At 59.1% G+C, this 18,083-nt stretch carries 20 protein-coding genes; 12 read left to right on the top strand and 8 right to left on the bottom strand.

What is annotated here, in order from left to right; translation table 11 throughout:
- The first annotated feature begins 4 nt into the window (after positions 1-4).
- The 4 genes from D3871_RS25180 to D3871_RS25160 all read left to right on the top strand — a co-directional run bounded on the left by D3871_RS25180 (position 5) and on the right by D3871_RS25160 (position 2,004).
- Positions 5-1,048, top strand: a complete 1,044-nt coding sequence (locus tag D3871_RS25180; protein ID WP_147376891.1) for a DUF2515 family protein — start codon at positions 5-7, stop codon at positions 1,046-1,048.
- A 149-nt stretch (positions 1,049-1,197) separates the two neighbouring features.
- Positions 1,198-1,371 (top strand): hypothetical protein, encoded by a 174-nt coding sequence (locus D3871_RS30375; protein ID WP_158598050.1) that lies wholly within the window; start codon positions 1,198-1,200, stop codon positions 1,369-1,371.
- Positions 1,372-1,590: 219 nt separating this feature from the next.
- Complete coding sequence (locus tag D3871_RS25165) at positions 1,591-1,809, top strand: hypothetical protein (RefSeq protein ID WP_147376890.1); 219 nt, start codon at positions 1,591-1,593, stop codon at positions 1,807-1,809.
- Positions 1,810-2,004 (top strand): hypothetical protein, encoded by a 195-nt coding sequence (locus D3871_RS25160; protein ID WP_119771852.1) that lies wholly within the window; start codon positions 1,810-1,812, stop codon positions 2,002-2,004.
- A gap of 126 nt (positions 2,005-2,130) precedes the next feature.
- On the opposite strand, the gene D3871_RS31105 is transcribed toward D3871_RS25160, so the two are convergent.
- The 3 genes from D3871_RS31105 to D3871_RS25150 all read right to left on the bottom strand — a co-directional run bounded on the left by D3871_RS31105 (position 2,131) and on the right by D3871_RS25150 (position 3,117).
- Positions 2,131-2,301 (bottom strand): hypothetical protein, encoded by a 171-nt coding sequence (locus D3871_RS31105; RefSeq protein ID WP_233575814.1) that lies wholly within the window; start codon positions 2,299-2,301, stop codon positions 2,131-2,133.
- Positions 2,301-2,606 (bottom strand): ORF6N domain-containing protein, encoded by a 306-nt coding sequence (locus tag D3871_RS31100; protein ID WP_233575813.1) that lies wholly within the window; start codon positions 2,604-2,606, stop codon positions 2,301-2,303. The genes D3871_RS31105 and D3871_RS31100 overlap by 1 nt, the downstream gene beginning before the upstream one ends.
- A gap of 115 nt (positions 2,607-2,721) precedes the next feature.
- A complete protein-coding gene (locus D3871_RS25150) occupies positions 2,722-3,117 on the bottom strand; it encodes an RstR family transcriptional repressor (RefSeq protein ID WP_199724967.1) in 396 nt (131 codons plus the stop codon).
- A 134-nt stretch (positions 3,118-3,251) separates the two neighbouring features.
- On the opposite strand from D3871_RS25150, the gene D3871_RS30595 reads away from it, so the two are divergent.
- The 5 genes from D3871_RS30595 to D3871_RS25125 all read left to right on the top strand — a co-directional run bounded on the left by D3871_RS30595 (position 3,252) and on the right by D3871_RS25125 (position 9,659).
- A complete protein-coding gene (locus D3871_RS30595) occupies positions 3,252-4,826 on the top strand; it encodes a CHC2 zinc finger domain-containing protein (protein WP_199724921.1) in 1,575 nt (524 codons plus the stop codon).
- A gap of 341 nt (positions 4,827-5,167) precedes the next feature.
- Entirely contained in the window at positions 5,168-6,223 is a 1,056-nt protein-coding gene (locus D3871_RS30590; RefSeq protein WP_199724920.1) for a hypothetical protein, read from the top strand.
- Positions 6,224-6,236: 13 nt separating this feature from the next.
- Positions 6,237-7,352: a site-specific tyrosine recombinase XerC gene (xerC, locus tag D3871_RS25140; protein WP_119771850.1), complete on the top strand. Its 1,116-nt coding sequence runs from the start codon at positions 6,237-6,239 to the stop codon at positions 7,350-7,352.
- The gene (locus tag D3871_RS25135; RefSeq protein WP_119771849.1) at positions 7,346-7,525 is read left to right on the top strand and encodes a DUF7706 family protein; all 180 of its coding nucleotides are present in this window, start codon (positions 7,346-7,348) and stop codon (positions 7,523-7,525) included. Before xerC ends, D3871_RS25135 begins: the two co-directional genes overlap by 7 nt.
- Positions 7,526-9,254: 1,729 nt before the next feature.
- Positions 9,255-9,659 carry a DUF4915 domain-containing protein gene (locus D3871_RS25125; protein WP_338016869.1) on the top strand — a complete coding sequence of 135 codons (405 nt, stop codon included), beginning with the start codon at positions 9,255-9,257 and terminating at the stop codon, positions 9,657-9,659.
- 20 nt (positions 9,660-9,679) lie between these two features.
- On the opposite strand, the gene D3871_RS25120 is transcribed toward D3871_RS25125, so the two are convergent.
- The gene (locus tag D3871_RS25120) at positions 9,680-10,720 is read right to left on the bottom strand and encodes an AraC family transcriptional regulator (protein WP_119771847.1); all 1,041 of its coding nucleotides are present in this window, start codon (positions 10,718-10,720) and stop codon (positions 9,680-9,682) included.
- A gap of 189 nt (positions 10,721-10,909) precedes the next feature.
- On the opposite strand from D3871_RS25120, the gene D3871_RS25115 reads away from it, so the two are divergent.
- Positions 10,910-11,686, top strand: coding sequence for a crotonase/enoyl-CoA hydratase family protein (locus D3871_RS25115; RefSeq protein ID WP_119771846.1), 777 nt, complete (start codon positions 10,910-10,912; stop codon positions 11,684-11,686).
- A gap of 343 nt (positions 11,687-12,029) precedes the next feature.
- On the opposite strand, the gene D3871_RS25110 is transcribed toward D3871_RS25115, so the two are convergent.
- The 3 genes from D3871_RS25110 to D3871_RS25100 form a co-directional block, all read right to left on the bottom strand.
- Positions 12,030-12,548 (bottom strand): GNAT family N-acetyltransferase, encoded by a 519-nt coding sequence (locus tag D3871_RS25110; protein ID WP_119771845.1) that lies wholly within the window; start codon positions 12,546-12,548, stop codon positions 12,030-12,032.
- 28 nt (positions 12,549-12,576) lie between these two features.
- Positions 12,577-12,984 (bottom strand): nucleoside diphosphate kinase regulator, encoded by a 408-nt coding sequence (gene rnk / locus D3871_RS25105; protein ID WP_119772768.1) that lies wholly within the window; start codon positions 12,982-12,984, stop codon positions 12,577-12,579.
- 821 nt (positions 12,985-13,805) lie between these two features.
- On the bottom strand, positions 13,806-14,453 hold the full coding sequence (locus D3871_RS25100; RefSeq protein WP_119771844.1) for a universal stress protein: 648 nt from the start codon (positions 14,451-14,453) through the stop codon (positions 13,806-13,808).
- 146 nt (positions 14,454-14,599) lie between these two features.
- Here D3871_RS25100 and D3871_RS25095 point away from each other — a divergent pair, with 146 nt between their 5' ends.
- Positions 14,600-15,418 carry an AraC family transcriptional regulator gene (locus D3871_RS25095; RefSeq protein WP_119771843.1) on the top strand — a complete coding sequence of 273 codons (819 nt, stop codon included), beginning with the start codon at positions 14,600-14,602 and terminating at the stop codon, positions 15,416-15,418.
- 6 nt (positions 15,419-15,424) lie between these two features.
- Here the strand turns inward: D3871_RS25095 and D3871_RS25090 are convergent, their stop codons facing one another.
- Positions 15,425-16,330, bottom strand: a complete 906-nt coding sequence (locus D3871_RS25090) for a LysR family transcriptional regulator (protein ID WP_119771842.1) — start codon at positions 16,328-16,330, stop codon at positions 15,425-15,427.
- Positions 16,331-16,474: 144 nt separating this feature from the next.
- On the opposite strand from D3871_RS25090, the gene mdlC reads away from it, so the two are divergent.
- The gene (gene mdlC, locus D3871_RS25085) at positions 16,475-18,082 is read left to right on the top strand and encodes a benzoylformate decarboxylase (protein WP_119772766.1); all 1,608 of its coding nucleotides are present in this window, start codon (positions 16,475-16,477) and stop codon (positions 18,080-18,082) included.
- Position 18,083 lies beyond the last annotated feature (1 nt).

Raw genomic sequence — 18,083 nt, 5'->3', positions numbered from 1 at the left:
GCGGATGCTGTTGCGAACGGGAGATTGGGCTGGGCAGCACATTCGCCGGCGATATGGGCTGCGCAAGGCGATGAATCCGCTGCTGTCGAGAGCAGCCGAGTTCACTCCGGAGATCAAGGCAGACGGCACGCGCCCGGTCTACGATTTCGGCGATCCGTTTGAAAACGACGGCGTGGTTGCCGCAGCCGGCGGCGTATCGCGAAGCTCGGGCAACGCCAAGCTGACGATGGTGCCGCAGGAGTTGTACGCGCTGCGCGATCCAGCGGTGCGCGCCGATGAGCAAGCAATGCGCCGGCTCTACGGTATCGCGATGGACAACAGCCGCACCTGGCTGCCGACGAACCTGACGCCGGAAGAGACGAGCCTGACCACGGGCATGGCGTATCACAAGGTGTTCGGAGAAGACCGGACGGCGATGGTTCGGCCTGGCGCCGTATGCCACGTCGAAGGTCGGCGAGACTTACCAGCAGCTCAACACGTTCGGTTCATGGGCCGGGCCGATGCGGGTATCATTCGTTCCGCCTTCCAGGAAGGCAACCGCGCGATCTTCATGAGTATGTTCACGGCCGAACAGTTCTACCAGGCCGGCGGAACCGATGCGATACGGTCGATGGTGAATATCGATTCACGGAGCTTTGGGGCAAGCTGGAATCGTGACAACAGGGAATATAGCGATGCCCTTGTTCAAAGCTTCGAGTTGCGCGATCAGGCCAAGGACGCCTTCCGGAACGGGCAGACTGGACGCGGTGAACAGTTGCTGGGCCAGTCGCTGAAATCGTCCGCCGACTTCGAGCAGCGCGTCGTGTTGCAGCAGTATTACGATACCAAGTACACCGCGAACGACTGGCTCGGCAAGCCGGTGACGAAGACGCTGCGGCAAGCCATCCAGGGCATGGCGAGCATTGGGCCGGACAGCATTGCTCAAAGCTATGCGGAGCGCATGTCGACGGTGACGATCAACGGCCAGTCGCTCAGTTTCACCGGCAACGACGTGGGCAACGTGAAGCAGCGCGCATGCCGTTCGTCTATTCGCTCGCCGGCAACCTGATGCGGACCTACAGTAGCGGCAGTTCGGGCGATTGGCTGAGCGGATCGCAACGTATTTACCAAGAACAGTTTAATGTTCTGCAAAATACGTATGGTGTAACGGAGGCATTCGATGTCCGCCGCCGGCTCGGGTTCTAAATGGGGGTGCGGATGAACAAGCTATGGATGGGATTGGTGCTCGTCGCTATATCCGGGTTGGCGGCCTGCCAGCCGCAGGGCGAGCATGGAAAATTGAGGAAAGACATGAACGGGATGATTCTGGGCGACGACACCCAACCGGCGCAGCCGCTGCATGTGGGGTGGGCGATACCGCGACGCGGCTGATGGCACGCAATCCGTATCTGAAGCAATTCAAGCTGAACGACCAAGAGGAATTGCGACTACCGCTGATGACGAAGCTGGACGTGCATTACGACGACGGCGACATCAAGCTGGACGTGGGATGCGCATTCACGACGAATATACGGCAATGCACGCTTCCCGGGCGCGGCCTTCATCGGCATCAAGCTGTGCGACCAGCCGCTGAACGACTGGAAACCGGCCTTGCAGCGGGCAACCGAGATCATGCGCCGCCTGGAGCAGCAGAATCCGCAGGTGCAGAACCTGCGCGATTTCTACCGTAATGCCAGCGAGCCGGAATTGCAAAAGATCGGTGGAAAGCAATGGCGCAAGTCACAACAAGACATGGACATGCTTCGGACGCTCGAAGAAGCGGATGCCAAGTTTGCGCAAGAGGCTGCCGGCGGCAATGAGAAATACTAAGTGGAAAGTGGCGCAACTGAAGCATTCGTCGGTGTCTATGCTGGCAAGCATGCGATCTTCGAGATTGGGGTATCCAAGGTTGCCGAATTCGGCGGCAGTAATTTGACCGAAGAGCAGCGCCGGACGATGCGTTACGAAGTGACGATGAGCTTCCGTCTGCGCAATGACGTCGATCCAAAGTCAGTGCAACGGTAGGCCAAGTCATATACCGTTCTTCTTCTCTTCCTTGAAATAAGAAAGCCGCTCCCAACCCCACTAGCTGCATGGGTGATGGAGCGGCTTCTTTTTAGCTGCTAAAGAACGGTGATGCCGACTGCGGCATCAGCGCTTCTTGATTGCCTTCGGTTTGTTTGGTTTCTCCTCCGGGGCAACGAAGCCGATCGGTCGTTTCGGCGATGGTGCCGGCGGCGTCATCAATTCGCGGATGGCGTCGAACACCTGTTTCAATTGCACGCGGGTGTTGTGCGAAAACGTATCGTGCTTTAACTCCATCAGCTCGGCCTTGTTCTCAGCTCATCCAGACGCAGCGCCAGTTCCTTGTTCGACACGATCACTTCGCGCAGGCGCACGAAGGCGCGCATGATCTCGATATTGACCGCAATCGCCTGCGCACTGTTGAGCACGGAAGACAGCATTGCCACGCCTTGTTCCGTGAAGGCATAGGGCGCATAGCGCCGGCCGCCGCGGCCGGTGTTTGAGGTCACAGATTGTGATCTCAAAACATCCCACTCGGCAGCATCGAGCTGGAACATGAAATCTTCCGGGAATCGGTCGAGATTGCGCTTGACGGCCTGCACCAGGGCGCTGGTGGTGACGCCGTAGAGCGCGCTAGATCGGCGTCGATCATCACCCGGTGGCCGCGCATGACGAGGATGCGGCGCTCAATGTGGATGGGTGGGGTCGAAGGTTTGCTCATGCCTTGTTCCTTCCCGCCGTTGCTTTCTTCTCTTTAGCCGCCGGTGCCGGCCTACCCACGCGCTCCAATGCGCCGGCGACCTGATTCTTGACGATCATCGCATCGAGCACGGCCTTGGCGATCGCCTGTTCTTCTGACGGCATTGCCGCGATCGCCTCGAAGCGCAGCTTCAGATCGTCGTCGAGCTCGCGCTCGCCTTCCTCGAACAGCAGGAAATCGGCCGTGACATGCAGTGCGAGCGCGAGCTTCTTCAAGGCTTCGGCCGTAGGCTGGGCGCTACCGGCCTCGTAGCGCTTAATTTGCTGGACGTGGATGCCGGAGGCATCGGCCAGGCTTTGCTGGGTCAAACCCTTCTGCTTGCGCAGCCCGATCACTCTTGCAGAGAAACTCATGGTGGATAACCAGTGATGAAGACAGGCCATGATGCTAGCTCCTTGTTTCGGAGGGGGTTGACGAAAGTATAGTATACGATACCATAATAATATACGTTAAGTATCTTGACAGGTTTCGGAGCGAAAGGCGATTTATGGCACGGATACCAGCAGCGGAGATCGAGCAGCTAAAAAGCGACGTGTCGGTCGAGTGCCTAGTGGAGGCGGCCGGGATTGCGCTGAAGAAGTCCGGCAAGGACAGGATCGGCACTTGTCCGTTCCACGACGACAGCGAACCGTCGCTGGTGGTGACGCCGGCCAAGAACCTGTGGCACTGCTTCGGTTGCCAGATCGGCGGCGGGCCGCTCGACTGGGTGATGAAATTCAAGGGGGTGTCATTTCGTCATGCGGTCGAATTGCTGAAGGCCGATCCTTCTTTAGCCGCGCAGGGCGATGCGCCAGTCAAGCGTGCGACGGTACGCGCCTTGCCGTCGCCGGTCACGTTCGACGCCGATGACCAGGCATTATTGAACCAATCCGTCAGCTACTACCACGAGACGCTAAAGCAGTCGCCGGAAGCGCTGGCCTATCTGAAGGCACGCGGGCTGGACCACCCGGAGCTGGTCGAGCGTTTCGTGCTGGGTTATGCGAACCGCACGCTGGGTCTGCGCCTGCCGGAAAAGAATCGTCTGTCCGGCGCTGACATTCGCACGCGCCTGCAAAAGATCGGCATCTACCGCGAGAGCGGCCATGAACACTTCAACGGCTCGCTGGTGGTGCCGGTGCTGGACGACGCCGGTAACGTCACCGAGGTGTATGGCCGCAAAATCCGCGACGATTTGCGCAAGGGAACGCCGTTGCACCTGTACCTGCCGGGGCCGCATCGCGGCGTGTGGAACGAGCAGGCGCTAGCGGAAAACAAGGAAATCATCCTGTGCGAAGCGTTGATCGATGCGATGACGTTCTGGTGCGCCGGTTTTACGAATGTCACTGCTGCCTATGGCGTGGAGGGCTTCACCGACGACCACCTGGCCGCGTTCAGGAAATACGGCACCGAGCGCGTGCTGATCGCGTATGACCGCGACGACGCCGGCAACCGCGCCGCCGAGAAGCTGGCGGCGCAATTGATGGAGCAAGGCATCGAGTGTTTGCGCGTACTGTTCCCCAAAGGGATGGACGCGAACAGTTATGCATTGAAATTGACGCCGGCCGCCCATAGCCTGGGCCTGGTGCTGCGGCAGGCCGAATGGATCGGGCGCGGGCGGCAACCGGACGCCGTGCCGGCTGTGCCCGCCGCTGCGCAAGACTTCCCCATGCCGCCGCCCGCTGCACCGTTGGCCGTTCCTTTAGCCGCTATGGCGGACGATGCCGACGCCGAGCCGCCGATCGAGTCGGCCGGCGATGAACTGCTGATCGTGCAGGGGGATAGGCAATGGCGCGGTGCGCGGCTGGAAAAAGAACCTGTCGCCCGAGCAGATGCGCGTGAACCTGCAAGTGCGGCGCACGCCGGAGGAGGCGGGCGGCTACCACGTCGACACGCTCGACCTGTACGCGGCGCGCGCCCGCGCTGCATACATCCGGCAAGCGGCGATCGAGCTGGGGTTGCCCGACGACACGATCAAGAGAGATATGGGCCATGTGCTGTTGAAGCTGGAAACGCTGCAGGACGAAGCGATCCGTCAAAACACCAAGCCGAAAAGCACGGTGCCGCTGATGTCGGCCGAGGATGAAAAAACCGCCCTGGCATTGTTGCAAGCGCCCGACCTGATCGCGCGCATCGTGGCCGACATGGAGCGCTGCGGCATGGTGGGCGAGTCGAACAATTGCCTGGCCGGGTATCTGGCCGCCGTCTCGCGCAAACTCGACACGCCGCTGGCGATCCTGATTCAGAGTTCGAGCGCAGCCGGCAAAAGCAGCCTGATGGAGGCGGTGCTGGCGATGGTGCCGCCCGAAGAGCGCGTCCAGTACAGCGCGATGACGGGGCAATCCCTGTTCTACCTGGGCGAGACGACATGCAGCACAAGATCCTCGCGATTGCGGAAGAAGAAGGCGTGCGGCAGGCGCGTATGCGTTGAAGCTGCTGCAGTCCGACGGCGAATTGACGATGGCCTCGACCGGCAAGGACGAGACGACCGGCAATCTCGTGACGAAACAGTACAAGGTCAAGGGGCCGGTGATGCTGATGATGACGACGACTGCGATCGACATCGACGAAGAGCTGATGAACCGCTGCCTGGTCTTGAGCGTGAACGAATCGCGCGAGCAGACGCGGGCGATTCATGCACGCCAGCGCATGAAGCAGACCCTCGAAGGGTTGCTGGCATCGAGCGAGAAAGAGGCGATCATTGCCTTGCACCAGAATGCGCAACGGCTGTTGAAGCCGGTGCTGGTGGTGAACCCGTATGCCGACAAATTGACATTCCTCGACGACAAGACGCGCACCCGGCGCGACCACATGAAGTATCTGACGCTGATTCGTGCCATTGCGCTGATCCACCAGCACCAGCGGCCGGTTAAAACGGTCGCGCATCGCGGGCGCACGCTGGCCTATATCGAGGCGACCAAGGCCGACATTGCGTTGGCCAACCGCATCGCGCACGACGTGCTGGGCAGGACGCTGGACGAGCTGCCGCCGCAGACGCGCCGCTTGTTGACGCAGCTCCATGCGTGGGTCGATCAGGAAGCGATGGCGCAGAAACTGCCGCCGCGTGAGTTCCGCTTCACCCGCAAGCAGGTGCGCGACGCCTTGCAATGGGGCGATACGCAACTGAAGCTGCATCTGGGCCGGCTGGTCGATCTCGAATACCTGGCCGTGCATCGGCGCGGCACGACATTCGATTACGAGCTGCTGTATGACGGCAAAGATGAAGGCAAGCACCTGTGCGGCTTGATCGACGTGGCGGCATTGGGCGAGATGCACGGCTACGACGGCGAGCGGTCGGGGGCAATGAGCATCGGTCGGGGTTCGGTCGGCCCTTGGTCGGCTTGGTGTCGGGGGCCGGTCGGGGTATGGTGCCGAACGCGCAAAGCGAGCCTCCATGCGGCTCTGCGGACGATGATGCCGTGCAAAGCGGTGTGTTTGCGCCAAATGCACTACACCATGCGAACGGTGCCGGTCCTGTCGTAGCGGGAGGCTGAACATGCGTGCTGGCGTTCAACCGTTCCGCACGCGCGGCAAGCGGCAGTTCAATAGCCCGGTAGGCGACCCGCGCGACGCGCGCGGCCTGACTGCGGCGATGCGCCGCTTCATCGACTACCGCACCATGATCGGCAGCACGGAATCGGGGTTGTGGAGCATGGAGCGTTACCTCCGCGACTTCATCGTGTGGGCCGATGCGCGGGCCGTCACGCATCCCGAACATGTGACGCAAGCGGTGCTCGAACGCTATCAGCGCTGGCTGCACCACTACCGCAAGAAGGACGGTGCGCCGCTGTCGGTGGCGAGCCGGCGCAGCAAGATCACGCCGCTTAAAAGCTTCTTCAAGTGGCTGACCAAGACCGGACAGATTCCGGCCAATCCTGCCTCCGAAATCGAGCTGCCCAAGGCGATACGGCGGCTGCCGCGCCATGTGCTCAGCGTCGATGAAACCGAGCGCGTGTTGGCGCTCGCCGACACGGCGAGCCTGATCGGCTTGCGTGACCGCGCGATGATGGAAGTGCTGTATGCGACCGGTATGCGGAGAATGGAAATCGCCAAGCTGGAAATCGGTGACATCGATGCCGACAAGTGCGTAGTGCTGATCCGCGAGGGAAAAGGCCGAAAAGACCGCTTGATTCCGCTGGGCGAGCGCGCGCTGCACTGGGTGCAGGAATATCTCGACAAGAGCCGGCCGCTGCTGGCGTGGAACCAGCAGGACAGCACCTTGTTTCTCGGGCAGGAAGGCATGGCGTTGTCGCCGACCTGGCTATCCACGCATGTGGCGTCCTACGTCAAGCGGGCGGAGCTGGGCAAGCACGGCGGCTGCCATTTGTTTCGGCACACGATGGCGACCCTGATGCTCGAAGGCGGAGCCGACATCCGCTTCATTCAGGCGATGCTGGGGCATGCGGAGCTGTCGACCACGCAGATTTACGCGCAAGTGGCGATCCGGCAATTGCAACTGGTGCATGCGAGCACGCATCCGGGTGCATTACGGCGCGTCAGAGGCGATCAAATGACCGTGGACGGCTCCACGTCTCAACCCGATGCGGAAAACGCCGCAGACGCGCTGTTGGCTGCGCTGGACGCGGAAGCCGACGAGGAGGATGCATGCTGATCGAAGTGAACCTGCCGGATGAATTGGCGTGGGCCTTGGCCGAGTTCCTGAAACGCGCCGGCTACAGCGATTACCGGCAGCTGGCGGTCAGCGAGCAAGAGGCATACGACATGCAGGACGCCGGCGAGAAGGTGCGCGCGGCGCTGGCGGAACGAGGGATTGCGCCGCGTTGAGATCAGAGGCAAGCGCGAACGTCGCAAGACGTTAACCCGCCTGTCACGCGCCATGCCAGGCGTGCAAGGGGAAAGTCAGGGCACGGCATGGCGCGCGCCAGGCTGGACGCCGGTGGTGTGCGATGGCCGGTGGCACCGGAACCGCACGAGAAACCAGAGTCAGGGGAACGAAGCGCGCTCCTGCGTCGCTTGCCGCCGCGCTTCGCCGTTAGCCAGACAAGAGCAACGCAAGGTCAAAGGCACAGCCGTTCCGGGGTAACTGCCTGCGGCAGTTAACATAACGCCGCATTCTGCAAAGTTGCTGCATTCGCTCCACTTCGTTGCGCTCGGTGCAACGACCGCTTCGCGCCCTGCGGGTTCGCAGAACGGGGCGTTATGTCTGGCGCCCCTCCACGGCTGCACCCCCTGGCATGTGCGCTGGAGCGCGCAGGGATTGGTCAGGGTTACGGTGCGCGCTCGTGCCTCGCTTGCGGCCGCGCTGCGCCGGCAGTCAGAGGGTACGCAACAACAACGCACGGCCAGGCCCACGCCGTGCTCAGCTGCATGGCTTGTGTGCCCGCGTACCGCCGGCACATCTGTTTCAGTCAGGCGCTATCGCGCAATCACAACGACCACCAGCCCCCGCCCACCCAGGCAGGCCCGTCCCACGGGCTCGCACTGCGTTGCTCGTTCCCCGTGGGACGGGCCTGCCTTCCCGTCCGCCCCGCAGGGGCTCCCCATGTCAGGCGGCTGCGCCGCACATCAACAACAACGCAACCCCGCGTTCGGCAAGCGGTGCAAGGCATCAACCCGCCTTGCACCGCACTTGCCAGCGTGTCTTTATCCATCGCCGTCAAGGCCAAGCCCTGCGGGCGCTGCGCGGCCTTGACGGAGCGGCGGCCGGCGACGGCGCGATCTTCCCTTAGCCGCCGTTGGTCGGTTTGAGGTCACAGACTGTGACCTCAAACACCGGCATCGAGGCGGTCACAATCCGTGACCACCTGCCGGCCGCTGCGCGGCCGAAAACTGCACATCGGGGCCAAAAAGTTAAAATGCCCGGATGTTTGCCTACGCCACTCCGCCGAAACCCGCGCCGACTCTGCGTGCGCGGGGCATGCGGCTACGACTTCACGTCGGGCCGAATGCGTTCGGCAATGCACTGGGGAATTCCATCGTGGATGGCATCGGCAGGGGAAGTCAGCAGGAAAGCGAGCTGACCACGTTCCGACAATCCGAGATTCGGGAGAGGAATGCCACCGAGCCGGGGGCGATGCCGTTTATCGGGTCCGTCGTGTTCAAGGGGGGATCGAATTACGCAGCCAAACAGATCGAGATGGATGAGTTTTTAAGTAATGTTGACTCTGATCCAATGGGGCGAACCGAATCACAAGGGGCATATAACGATGCATCGTTGGCAGATCTCGGAGGTAGTGGCGGTGTAATTAGGTCATTGCCGCCGAAGCCGAGATGAGAAAGAAGGATGAGGTCTTGCAATCATGCATATGTTGGCTTACAAGACCTGGCATGGCGATTGACTTTAAAGACGGTATCTGACCCCATACTGGGTGTGACCCCATAAGCAGGTATACAAAAGTCTTTTGGCAGTATTTGACCCCTCGCCGCTCAAATCATCGTCTTTCCCGCGACGGCGGGAATCCATAGGGAGTCACTCGGACCAACCTCAGTATGGATTCCCGCCTTCGCGGGAAAGACGGGCGAAGGGAATTTCTCATCCGACGGCCAAGCCCGCTTGCGACTTCACATCTTTGTCAAAAAACTTTTGTACACCTGCTTAGCTGCCGGACGCTTCGTGCCAGCGCGCTTCTGCCCCGGCTATCTGCGCGGCTTGAGTTTTCATGGCGACTTCGCGCTGGTCGGCTTGTCGAAGCCGCGCCACAACAAGACCTTCAGCGGTCTGGCGCTGGACGGCAATCTGAGGGGACGCAACGCCGAGCCGCGCTGCGGGATTCAGGTCATCGACCTACGCACCGGCGACGTGGTGCACTGGCTTCGCATGGAAGGCGTGGTCGAAGAACTGTACGACGTAGTGGCGCTGCCGAACATCCGCCGCCCGATGGCGCTTGGTTTCAAGACCGATGAAATCCGGCGCGTGATCAGCATGGAGGAATCGCAGTTTGCCCGGAGTCCAGGATAAGGGCACACCTCTCTCGACCTTCACGACACTTCATGACGATCATCGCCGCGCCGATAAGCGGTCGGCGTGCTCCCAGTCCATTGCTTGAACGCGCGGCAGAATGCCGCCGCATTGGCATACCCCAGGTCCATCGCGATGGCGGCAATGGACGTCGTCGATTTGCTCAGGCGTTGTACCGCGACGTCGCGCCGCAATGCATCCTTAACCGACTGAAACGTGACACCTTCGTCGGTAAATTTACGGGTCAGGGTGCGCACCGATAAATGGAAGGCGTCGGCGACGTGTTGGATGTCCACCGCTTGATCGAGGCGAGTTTCCAGATACTCGCGTGTGCGCGCACTGATCGAGCCACGATTAAACATGGTGAATGCCCAGTCTTCCGGCGCTCTTTTCAGGAATGCCCAGAGCTGGTGCTTTTCGCGCTTGAATGACATCTGGCAGTAGGCATCGGCGAGCCAGACGCACGACTCTCTGGCGGAATAAGTAACTTCTCCAGGGTACAAAAAAATGTAATCGGCGGCGTGCGCCGGACGATCGAATGCGAACTCCACGCGTTCAATCGCAATCTCCTTGGCCAGCAGCCATGACACGATTCCATGTATCAACTTCATCATCAGTTCATGGCCCAGCATCGTCACGGGTACTGCTGGATGGCGTGGCGCCAGACTGATGCGCACCAGGCCGTTTTGCCGCGACATGTGCAAACGGTAATCGTCGAGGATGAGGTTCCAGAAACGAAGAAAGCGATTTAACGCGATCAGGATCGTTGGTGCATCCAGCAAGCTGAGACACAGGTATTTGAGCGTTCCCCCGCGTACTGGCCTGGACCACAGGCCAAGCATTTCATCGTCCAATTCAAACGCAATCCGCTTGTAGAGCAACACAAATTGTTCGCGCGTAATCCTGGCGCCGGGTCGATCAAGCAACTCCGGCGCTATCCGGGCTTCGCTCAGTATGCCCATCACCGCCGCATGATTGCGCACCTGCCGTACAGGACGCAGCATCGCATGCAGAAAATGCGCAGACACGGTTGCGGAGACCTGATGTGGGTTCTCGATCATCGAAATAATTATGGCGCGTTATGCATATAAGTTGGCGCAAAGTGCGTTCTCGTCCCTGATCCGGTACCTATACTTTACCCGTAAATACCTGAATAGGTACAGGGTTTCAACATCGCCCGGCCACGGCAAGCAGTGGCCGGGTTAGGTAATTATTGTCTGCCTAATTGTTTGCTTACGCATGGAGCGCTCATGAACTATTCGTCTCTCGAATTGAAAATGGAAGGCCCGATTGCCGTCGTCACGCTGAACCGTCCAGACAGGCGCAATGCCTTGGACGAAGCAGCCGTGGCCGAGATCGAACACTATTTTTCATCCGTACCAAAACAGGTCCGCGCGATCGTGCTGGCAGCACAGGGTTCGCACTTCTGCGCCGGGCTGGATTTGAAAGAGCATTACGTCAAGGCGCGATCAGCGGCTGAATTCATGCGTGTGTGCCAGGGATGGCACCGCGCCTTCGACCGTATCCAGCATGGCGGCATTCCGGTGATCGCCGCGTTACAGGGTGCCGTGGTCGGCGGCGGACTTGAGCTTGCCACGGCAGCCCATATCCGGGTCGGCGACCAGACATCCTATTTCGCGCTGCCGGAAGGACAGCGCGGCATCTTTACCGGCGGTGGCGCGACAGTCCGCACGGCGCGCATCATCACGCCGAACCGCATGATCGAAATGATGCTCACTGGCCGCGTCATGGATTGCGAAGAAGGCCTGCGCACCGGTCTGCTGCATTACCTCACGCCGACCGGCGGCGCGCTGGCAAAAGCCATCGCGCTGGCACAAAAGATTGCGACCAATGCGCCATTGTCGAACTACGCGATTGTGTCGGGGATCAACAAAGTGTGGGACATGTCCGCCACGGACGGCTTGTTCACCGAGTCGTTGATTGCCGCCTTGGTGCAGACCGGCGACGAAGTGCAAAGCCGATTAAGCGATTTTGTCGAGAAACGCGCTGAAAAAGTCGCGGTCTGACTGACTCATCGCTGAGTTGGGCAAAGTCGTTTTACCCGCTCCCGGTTCCTGCAAGCCCCAGCAGGCGCAGCCCGTAATAGAGGGGCAGACCACGGTTTTCGAAAGCTTAATAGTGGTCTGTCCCCGTCCCCTTGAAACGTGATGACTCACTGTTCATCCGGTTCAAGCCGGCTTCTCAAGCCCTTGAAAAATTCAATGGTCAGGAACAGTATTGGGTCAGGTCTGAGCCGTATTGACGCGGAAGCGGATGCGTTTAACGCCTATGTGTAAGTGTCCGGGCACGGCCGTCGTGACGTAGCCGTAATTGATCTGTATGACTTTTTGCACATCCTCAACGCCAAGTTTAGACAACCAACGGCTTCACCATATAGACCGCATTGTCCGGATAGGAATGCAGGGCCGCAGTAGAAGCATGGTCAATCGAAGGTCGTACCTGATATCCAAGCTTTTTCCAGAATCCAAGCGAATCCTGCACCGACATCAAAGAGGAATAGGTAAACCCTTTCATTTTGCCCAGCTCGGTTGCCACGCTGACCAATGATTTTCCCAATCCCGCCCCGGTGACCCGCCTGGAGATGGCTAAATCATGCAGATACAGGGTGTCGGCTTTCCTGGCAATGACGAATGGCCGATTGAGGGCGGCCACACGCCCCAATAATGATGGATAGGCGAATAGATATCCGCAGACGCCATGATGGTCGAGCACGAGCAGCGAGGTATCCGGTGCGGCAAGAATCCGGCTTCTGACAATACCTTCATCTTCTTGCATCGATATGGGGTAGTTTTCCGCCTGAATATGGAGGATGTCGGGTATATCGCTGATTTCAATCGCTCGATATGCAAAAGTATTTGTATTCATCATGACAAGTTTAGTGCTTCATGGTTGACCATCAACGCTTATTTTCTTCCTCCCGCTCGGAACGGGAAATGATCTCCAGTACCTTGAGCGTCAGCATTTGGCCGTCGCGTCGCGGCCACTCAATACTGCTTCCGACGGACATGCCCAATAGCGCAGTGCCGATCGGCGTGAGGACTGAAATGGTGTCAGGCGCGGTGTGTGTTTCTTTCGGATATACAAGCGTCAGGCAAAATTCTTCTCTTGTGGCCGCGATGTCGAAGCGCACTTTGGAATGCATCGCCACTACTGAAGAAGGAATGTCCGTGGATTCGACGATGTGCGCCCGGGTCAGTTCATCGAGTAGTGCACGTTTGCTTTCCCCGGCTGTGGAAGGCAGCGTATCCAATAATAATTCAAGGCGTTCCAGGTCGTGCAGTGATACGGTGATAGATGGTTTCATTATTGTGATTCCAATAGCAAATGCATTGATATGGAGTTGCGTCCAGATGCGTTGGAACTTCAACGGATTGCGGCACGCACATCGACAATTTCAACGTGCTGCACACAACCATAAGGAATGGGTACTGCGGCAATGCCGGCCAACACGCGTTCGGTTCTCATGGCAAAAGATTCCCCTCGGCCGATGATGAAGGCATGGCCGGTAATGGAAAAAGACAAGGCTTGTCAGGCGCAGCAGCGCACCGGCAAGTCATTCAAATCTCGGGAGAGCGTGGCTCGGGAGGATGGAGAGAACGGCTAGGTTCTTCCTGGCCTCACCGAGCCTAAGAAAGGCAGGCGAGGTCTCGGTTGGACAACTGGACACGACAGATATTCAGGGCAGAATAGCCATACGATGAACGGTCCTGAAGACGAATGCGGGTGATCGATCCAGCAATAGCCGACACTCCCTTAACCAGGGAGGAACAGTTGCGATTCGCGAGGATGCAGATCTTGTTCACGGGATTGCTTGGATGACGGGAGGTTTGTTTGAGTCGAGTATATACACTTCAGATATTTCGTCAACTCGACCGCTCGATTCCTCCTGCGCCTTGCCAGTCAAAAAAATCCATCGATTTCATTGGTCACGCTATGGGTTGGGATTGGTATTAAGGAATGTGTACGAAATAATTTCCCGATTTGGTTCACGTCTGACGGGCGCGCTGCAGCGTTGCTCGGCGTCGCCATAGCTCGCTATGACTCCTTCTCGCGCCCCTCGGCGGGCCCCTTGCAGCGCATCCCGTCGGACGCGTCCAAATCGGTAACTTATTCCGTACACATTCCTTAGCGGCCAGACGAAAAACAGGTGGAATTCTTCAACATTGGTACAGCTTGCTTAGATATTGCCGAGTTGTGCCGACGGTAGCAAGCGGGCACGGCCAGCACATCGGTATCCAAGGTTTTCGCAAGACGCCATGCGGCGCTTCCCAGAACAAGGGCTTCGATCCAGGAAGATCTTTCAATGCCAATAACGATCAGATCGGCTCGCATCCGCACCGCATAATCGCTGATGACAGTGAGCGAAGATCCGGAATGCACTACGCCCGACAGCAACTGTTGACCGGGATTGAGTTCGTCGATAAAGCGACGCAAGTTTTCTCTTGAGGACTGCCATGCCTGAACCTTGCAGGGAAGGGCAGCTTTTGATCGCAGATCAGCGTCATGCAGTTTGTAGTCAGTGACAGGCAAGGCATGAAGAAAAACCATTTGCGCATAGGGATAGCAATCCAGCACAAATTGCGCCGCCGTTTTTGCTGTTTCGGTAAAGTCGACGGGGACCAAGATTTTCCGATAAGCATGACTGCGTTCGGAATCCGTCAACAAGACTGGACGTTTCGCTGTCCTGATGGCCTGGATATGTCGATGATGCAAGAACAGGCTTTCGACCGGGTTCCTGGCGTGCACGGGGAGAATCTCGACATCTCGCATCATGTTATTGGTCCAGAGATGATTTGTATTCCGCCGGCTTGCTGATAACTGAACATCAACAACACGGCGAGCTTGTCAACGGACTTGCTTGCAGGCTGATTGGAGATACATTACCGTGTTGCTTTCATGAGGTTTGTCGCTAAACGGATATGAAACATCGCCCATCGGACATTTTCACGGCACCGCAGTCAGAGCTGAACTCACTGCGAACCTTGCCGCGTCCCGTCTACGGACATATCCGCGGGTTGCCGAATCGCCCCATCGGGCATCGGCATACGCATTCCTGGGTGCAGTTGTCCTATGCGCTGCACGGTGTGATCGAAGTGGTAACGTCGACCGGGCGATTTGTGGCTCCTCCGCTTCGGGCAATCTGGATTCCTGCCAGGGTGCCGCATGCGGTACGGTGTGCGCCGCATACGGAAATCAGAAGCCTTTATATCGAATCGGCTGCCGTGCCACGTCATGCTTCCGAATGCCGCGTGTTGGCAGTGACGCCGTTGACGCGTGAACTGATTCGCACGTTTAGTGAATTTCCGGCGGAATATGACGAACAGGGAACGGAAGGCAGGCTGGTGCAGGTGTTGCTGGATCAGCTCGCTTGCGCACCGGAGCTGGGTTTGTCACTGCCCTGGCCCCAGGATGCGCGTCTTCGGCACATATGCACGGAAATGAACGCGAAGCCGGACGGCGGCGCGAGCCTCGCCGATTATGGCGCGCGGCTTCATCTTTCCGAAAGAACGCTGAGCCGCTTGTTCCGGCAGCAGACCGGCCTCAGCTTCAGACTGTGGCGACAGCGTGCACGCATACTGAGTGCCTTGCCGCTGCTTGAGCGGGGAGACCGCGTGACGGACGTGGCGCTGGCGTGCGGCTATGAGAGCATGTCTGCGTTCATCGCCGCCTTTCGCGAACAGATGGGGATGACGCCGGGAGAACTTCTGGCGGCATGCGCAATGGTCTCACAGGCGTGAACGACACTACCCACCGGCCGCAATCAAGCGCAACTCCTCAATCAACTTCACCGCCGGTTTCGGAAGAATCCCTTTGCGGCGCCGGAACGCGGTCAGACTCCGTGTTGCTTTGATATTCTTGATCGGCAGGGCTTCGATCAGCCCGGCCTTGCTTTCCGCTTCATACATTGTCCCCGACATCCAGCTGAGAAATCCCGCTTCGCTGACCAGGCTCTTGAGCATGACCACGGAACGCGTTTCGACCACGACATTGGGCGGTGTGATGCCATGCGCCCGAAAAATATCGCGCATGTGATTGAACGGCGCCGTCCCGCGCGGCATGGTGGCCCAGCGATGATGCAGGGTATCCGCCAGGCTGACAGTCGTTTGCGCGTGTAAAGGATGGGCCGGCGACGCGACGATGTAGCTGTTGTCTTCCCAGCGGCAGTCCGCGATGGCGACGATGTCATCGCTGTCCTCCATTGCCACGCCCAGCGCAATGTCGATTTCGTGCTTGTTCAAGCCTTCGGCCAGCCTGTCCCACACGCCTTCAATCACATACACCCGCAGGTTGGGCCAGCGATTGAGCACGCGGTCGATCGCCATGGGCAGGATATGGCTCGCGACGCTGCCGATCGATCCCACCTTGATGGTGCCTTTTGCAAGACCCCGCATGGCATTGATTTCTTCTATCGCATGCGCGGATTCCTGCTGGAGCAGCGTGGCTCGCGGCAGCAGCGCTTCGCCGATCGGCGTGAGCAGCATGCCCTTGGAATTGCGCTCGAACAGCGGTGCACCCAGCTGTTCTTCCAGCCGCTTGATGGTCCGGCTCAAGCCCGGTTGGGTGATGTGCAATTCCTCGGCCGCACGGCCCAAGCTACCGTGCTGGACTATGGCGAGAAAGGCAGCAAGTTGTCGTCCGTCGAAAGTCATAACGAAATGTAATGACTTGCGGCGAAAAAATCAATTCTAAGGCAAGGAAAAATTGTTAATACTGCTGGCTTGGTTTAACGCGCAGGTAGGCCAATATCTGCCGTTTATTGATTCAGGAGAGGGTTAATGTCGTTAAGCAACACCATGGAAGAGAGCAAGCCTGCAATCCAACCTGCCGCGACCGTACGCGACGTGGTGATCGACCTGCTACGTAAACTGGGCATGACGTCGATCTTTGGCAATCCGGGTTCGACCGAGTTGCCACTGTTTCTGGATTTTCCGGAAGATTTTCGCTATGTGCTTGGGCTGCAGGAATCGGTTGTCGTCGGCATGGCGGACGGTTATGCGCAGGCCACGCGTAATGCTTCCTTTGTCAATCTCCATTCCGCCGCCGGCGTCGGCCACGCAATGGGCAATATCTTCACCGCGCACAAAAACCGCACGCCGATGGTCATTACCGCAGGTCAGCAGGCCAGGGCCATTCTGCCGTTCGATCCCTTCCTGTTTTCGGGTCAGGCAACCGAACTGCCCAAGCCCTACGTCAAATGGAGTTGCGAACCCGCTCGCGCGGAAGACGTTCCGCTGGCGATTGCCCGGGCCTATTACATCGCGATGCAAGAGCCGCGCGGGCCGGTGCTGGTATCGATTCCCGCGGACGACTGGGACCGGCCTGCCGCACCGGTGGAGCCACGTCTCGTGAGCAGCGGCTACCGGCCCGAACCTTCGGTATTGAATACGATCGGCGACGCGCTGGATGCGAGCGAACGGCCTGCCTTTGTCGTCGGCGCGGCGGTGGACCGGGGCGATGCCTGGAACGCGGTAGTAAGCCTGGCGGAGCGGCACAATGCCCGCGTCTTTGTCGCCCCCATGTCTGGCCGCTGCGGTTTTCCGGAGGATCATCCTTTGTTTGCCGGTTTTTTGCCGGCGATGAGAGAGAAGATCGTCGGTCTGCTTGATGGCCATGATTTCATCTTCGCGATCGGCGCGCCGGCTTTCACCTATCACATCGAGGGCAAGGGGCCGCACATCCCGGCCGGTGCCACCTTGGGTCAGTTGATCGATGATCCGGCCATTGCTGCATGGACGCCGACCGGCACCTCGGCGGTCGGCAGCATCCGGTTGGGCGTCGAAGACTTGCTTGCGCGGCCCGAGCCGAAGCGGCGTGCGCAACCCGTATTGCGCAGCGAACAGCCGCGCGCCGATCCGCCATCGCCAGGAGAGCGCATGTCGGTGGCGTATGTCTTGCAAACGCTTGCCGAAACGCGCGATCCGGCCGACATCATTGTGGAAGAAGCGCCAAGCTCGCGTCCGGTGATGCACAAATATCTGCCCATCCTGCAAAGCGAAACTTTTTATACGATGTGCAGCGGGGGTCTTGGCTATGGCTTGCCCGCCGCGGTCGGCGTCGCGATGGCGAAGCGGTCGTCCAGGGTGATCGGCTTGATTGGCGATGGATCGAGCATGTATTCGATCCAAGCCTTGTGGAGTGCGGCCCAGCTGAAGCTGCCGATGACGATCCTGATCTTGAAGAATCGTCGCTATGCGGCCCTGCAAGAGTTCGCTACGGTATTCGGTTTCGCGCCGGATGCCAGACTGGAGGGCACCGATTTGCCGGATATCGATTTTGTCGCGCTGGCGAAAGGGCAGGGATGCGATGCGGTACGTATTGATCGGGCGGATGCGTTGCGCGAGACCTTGGTCAGCGCATTGCGCTCGCCCGGACCGATGCTGGTGGAAATTGAAGTAGCCTGAT

This window comes from Noviherbaspirillum saxi, from assembly GCF_003591035.1.
GTDB lineage: Bacteria > Pseudomonadota > Gammaproteobacteria > Burkholderiales > Burkholderiaceae_D > Noviherbaspirillum > Noviherbaspirillum saxi.
Note: the sequence above shows the minus strand (reverse complement) of the source record. Positions and strands in the feature narration are given on the sequence as shown.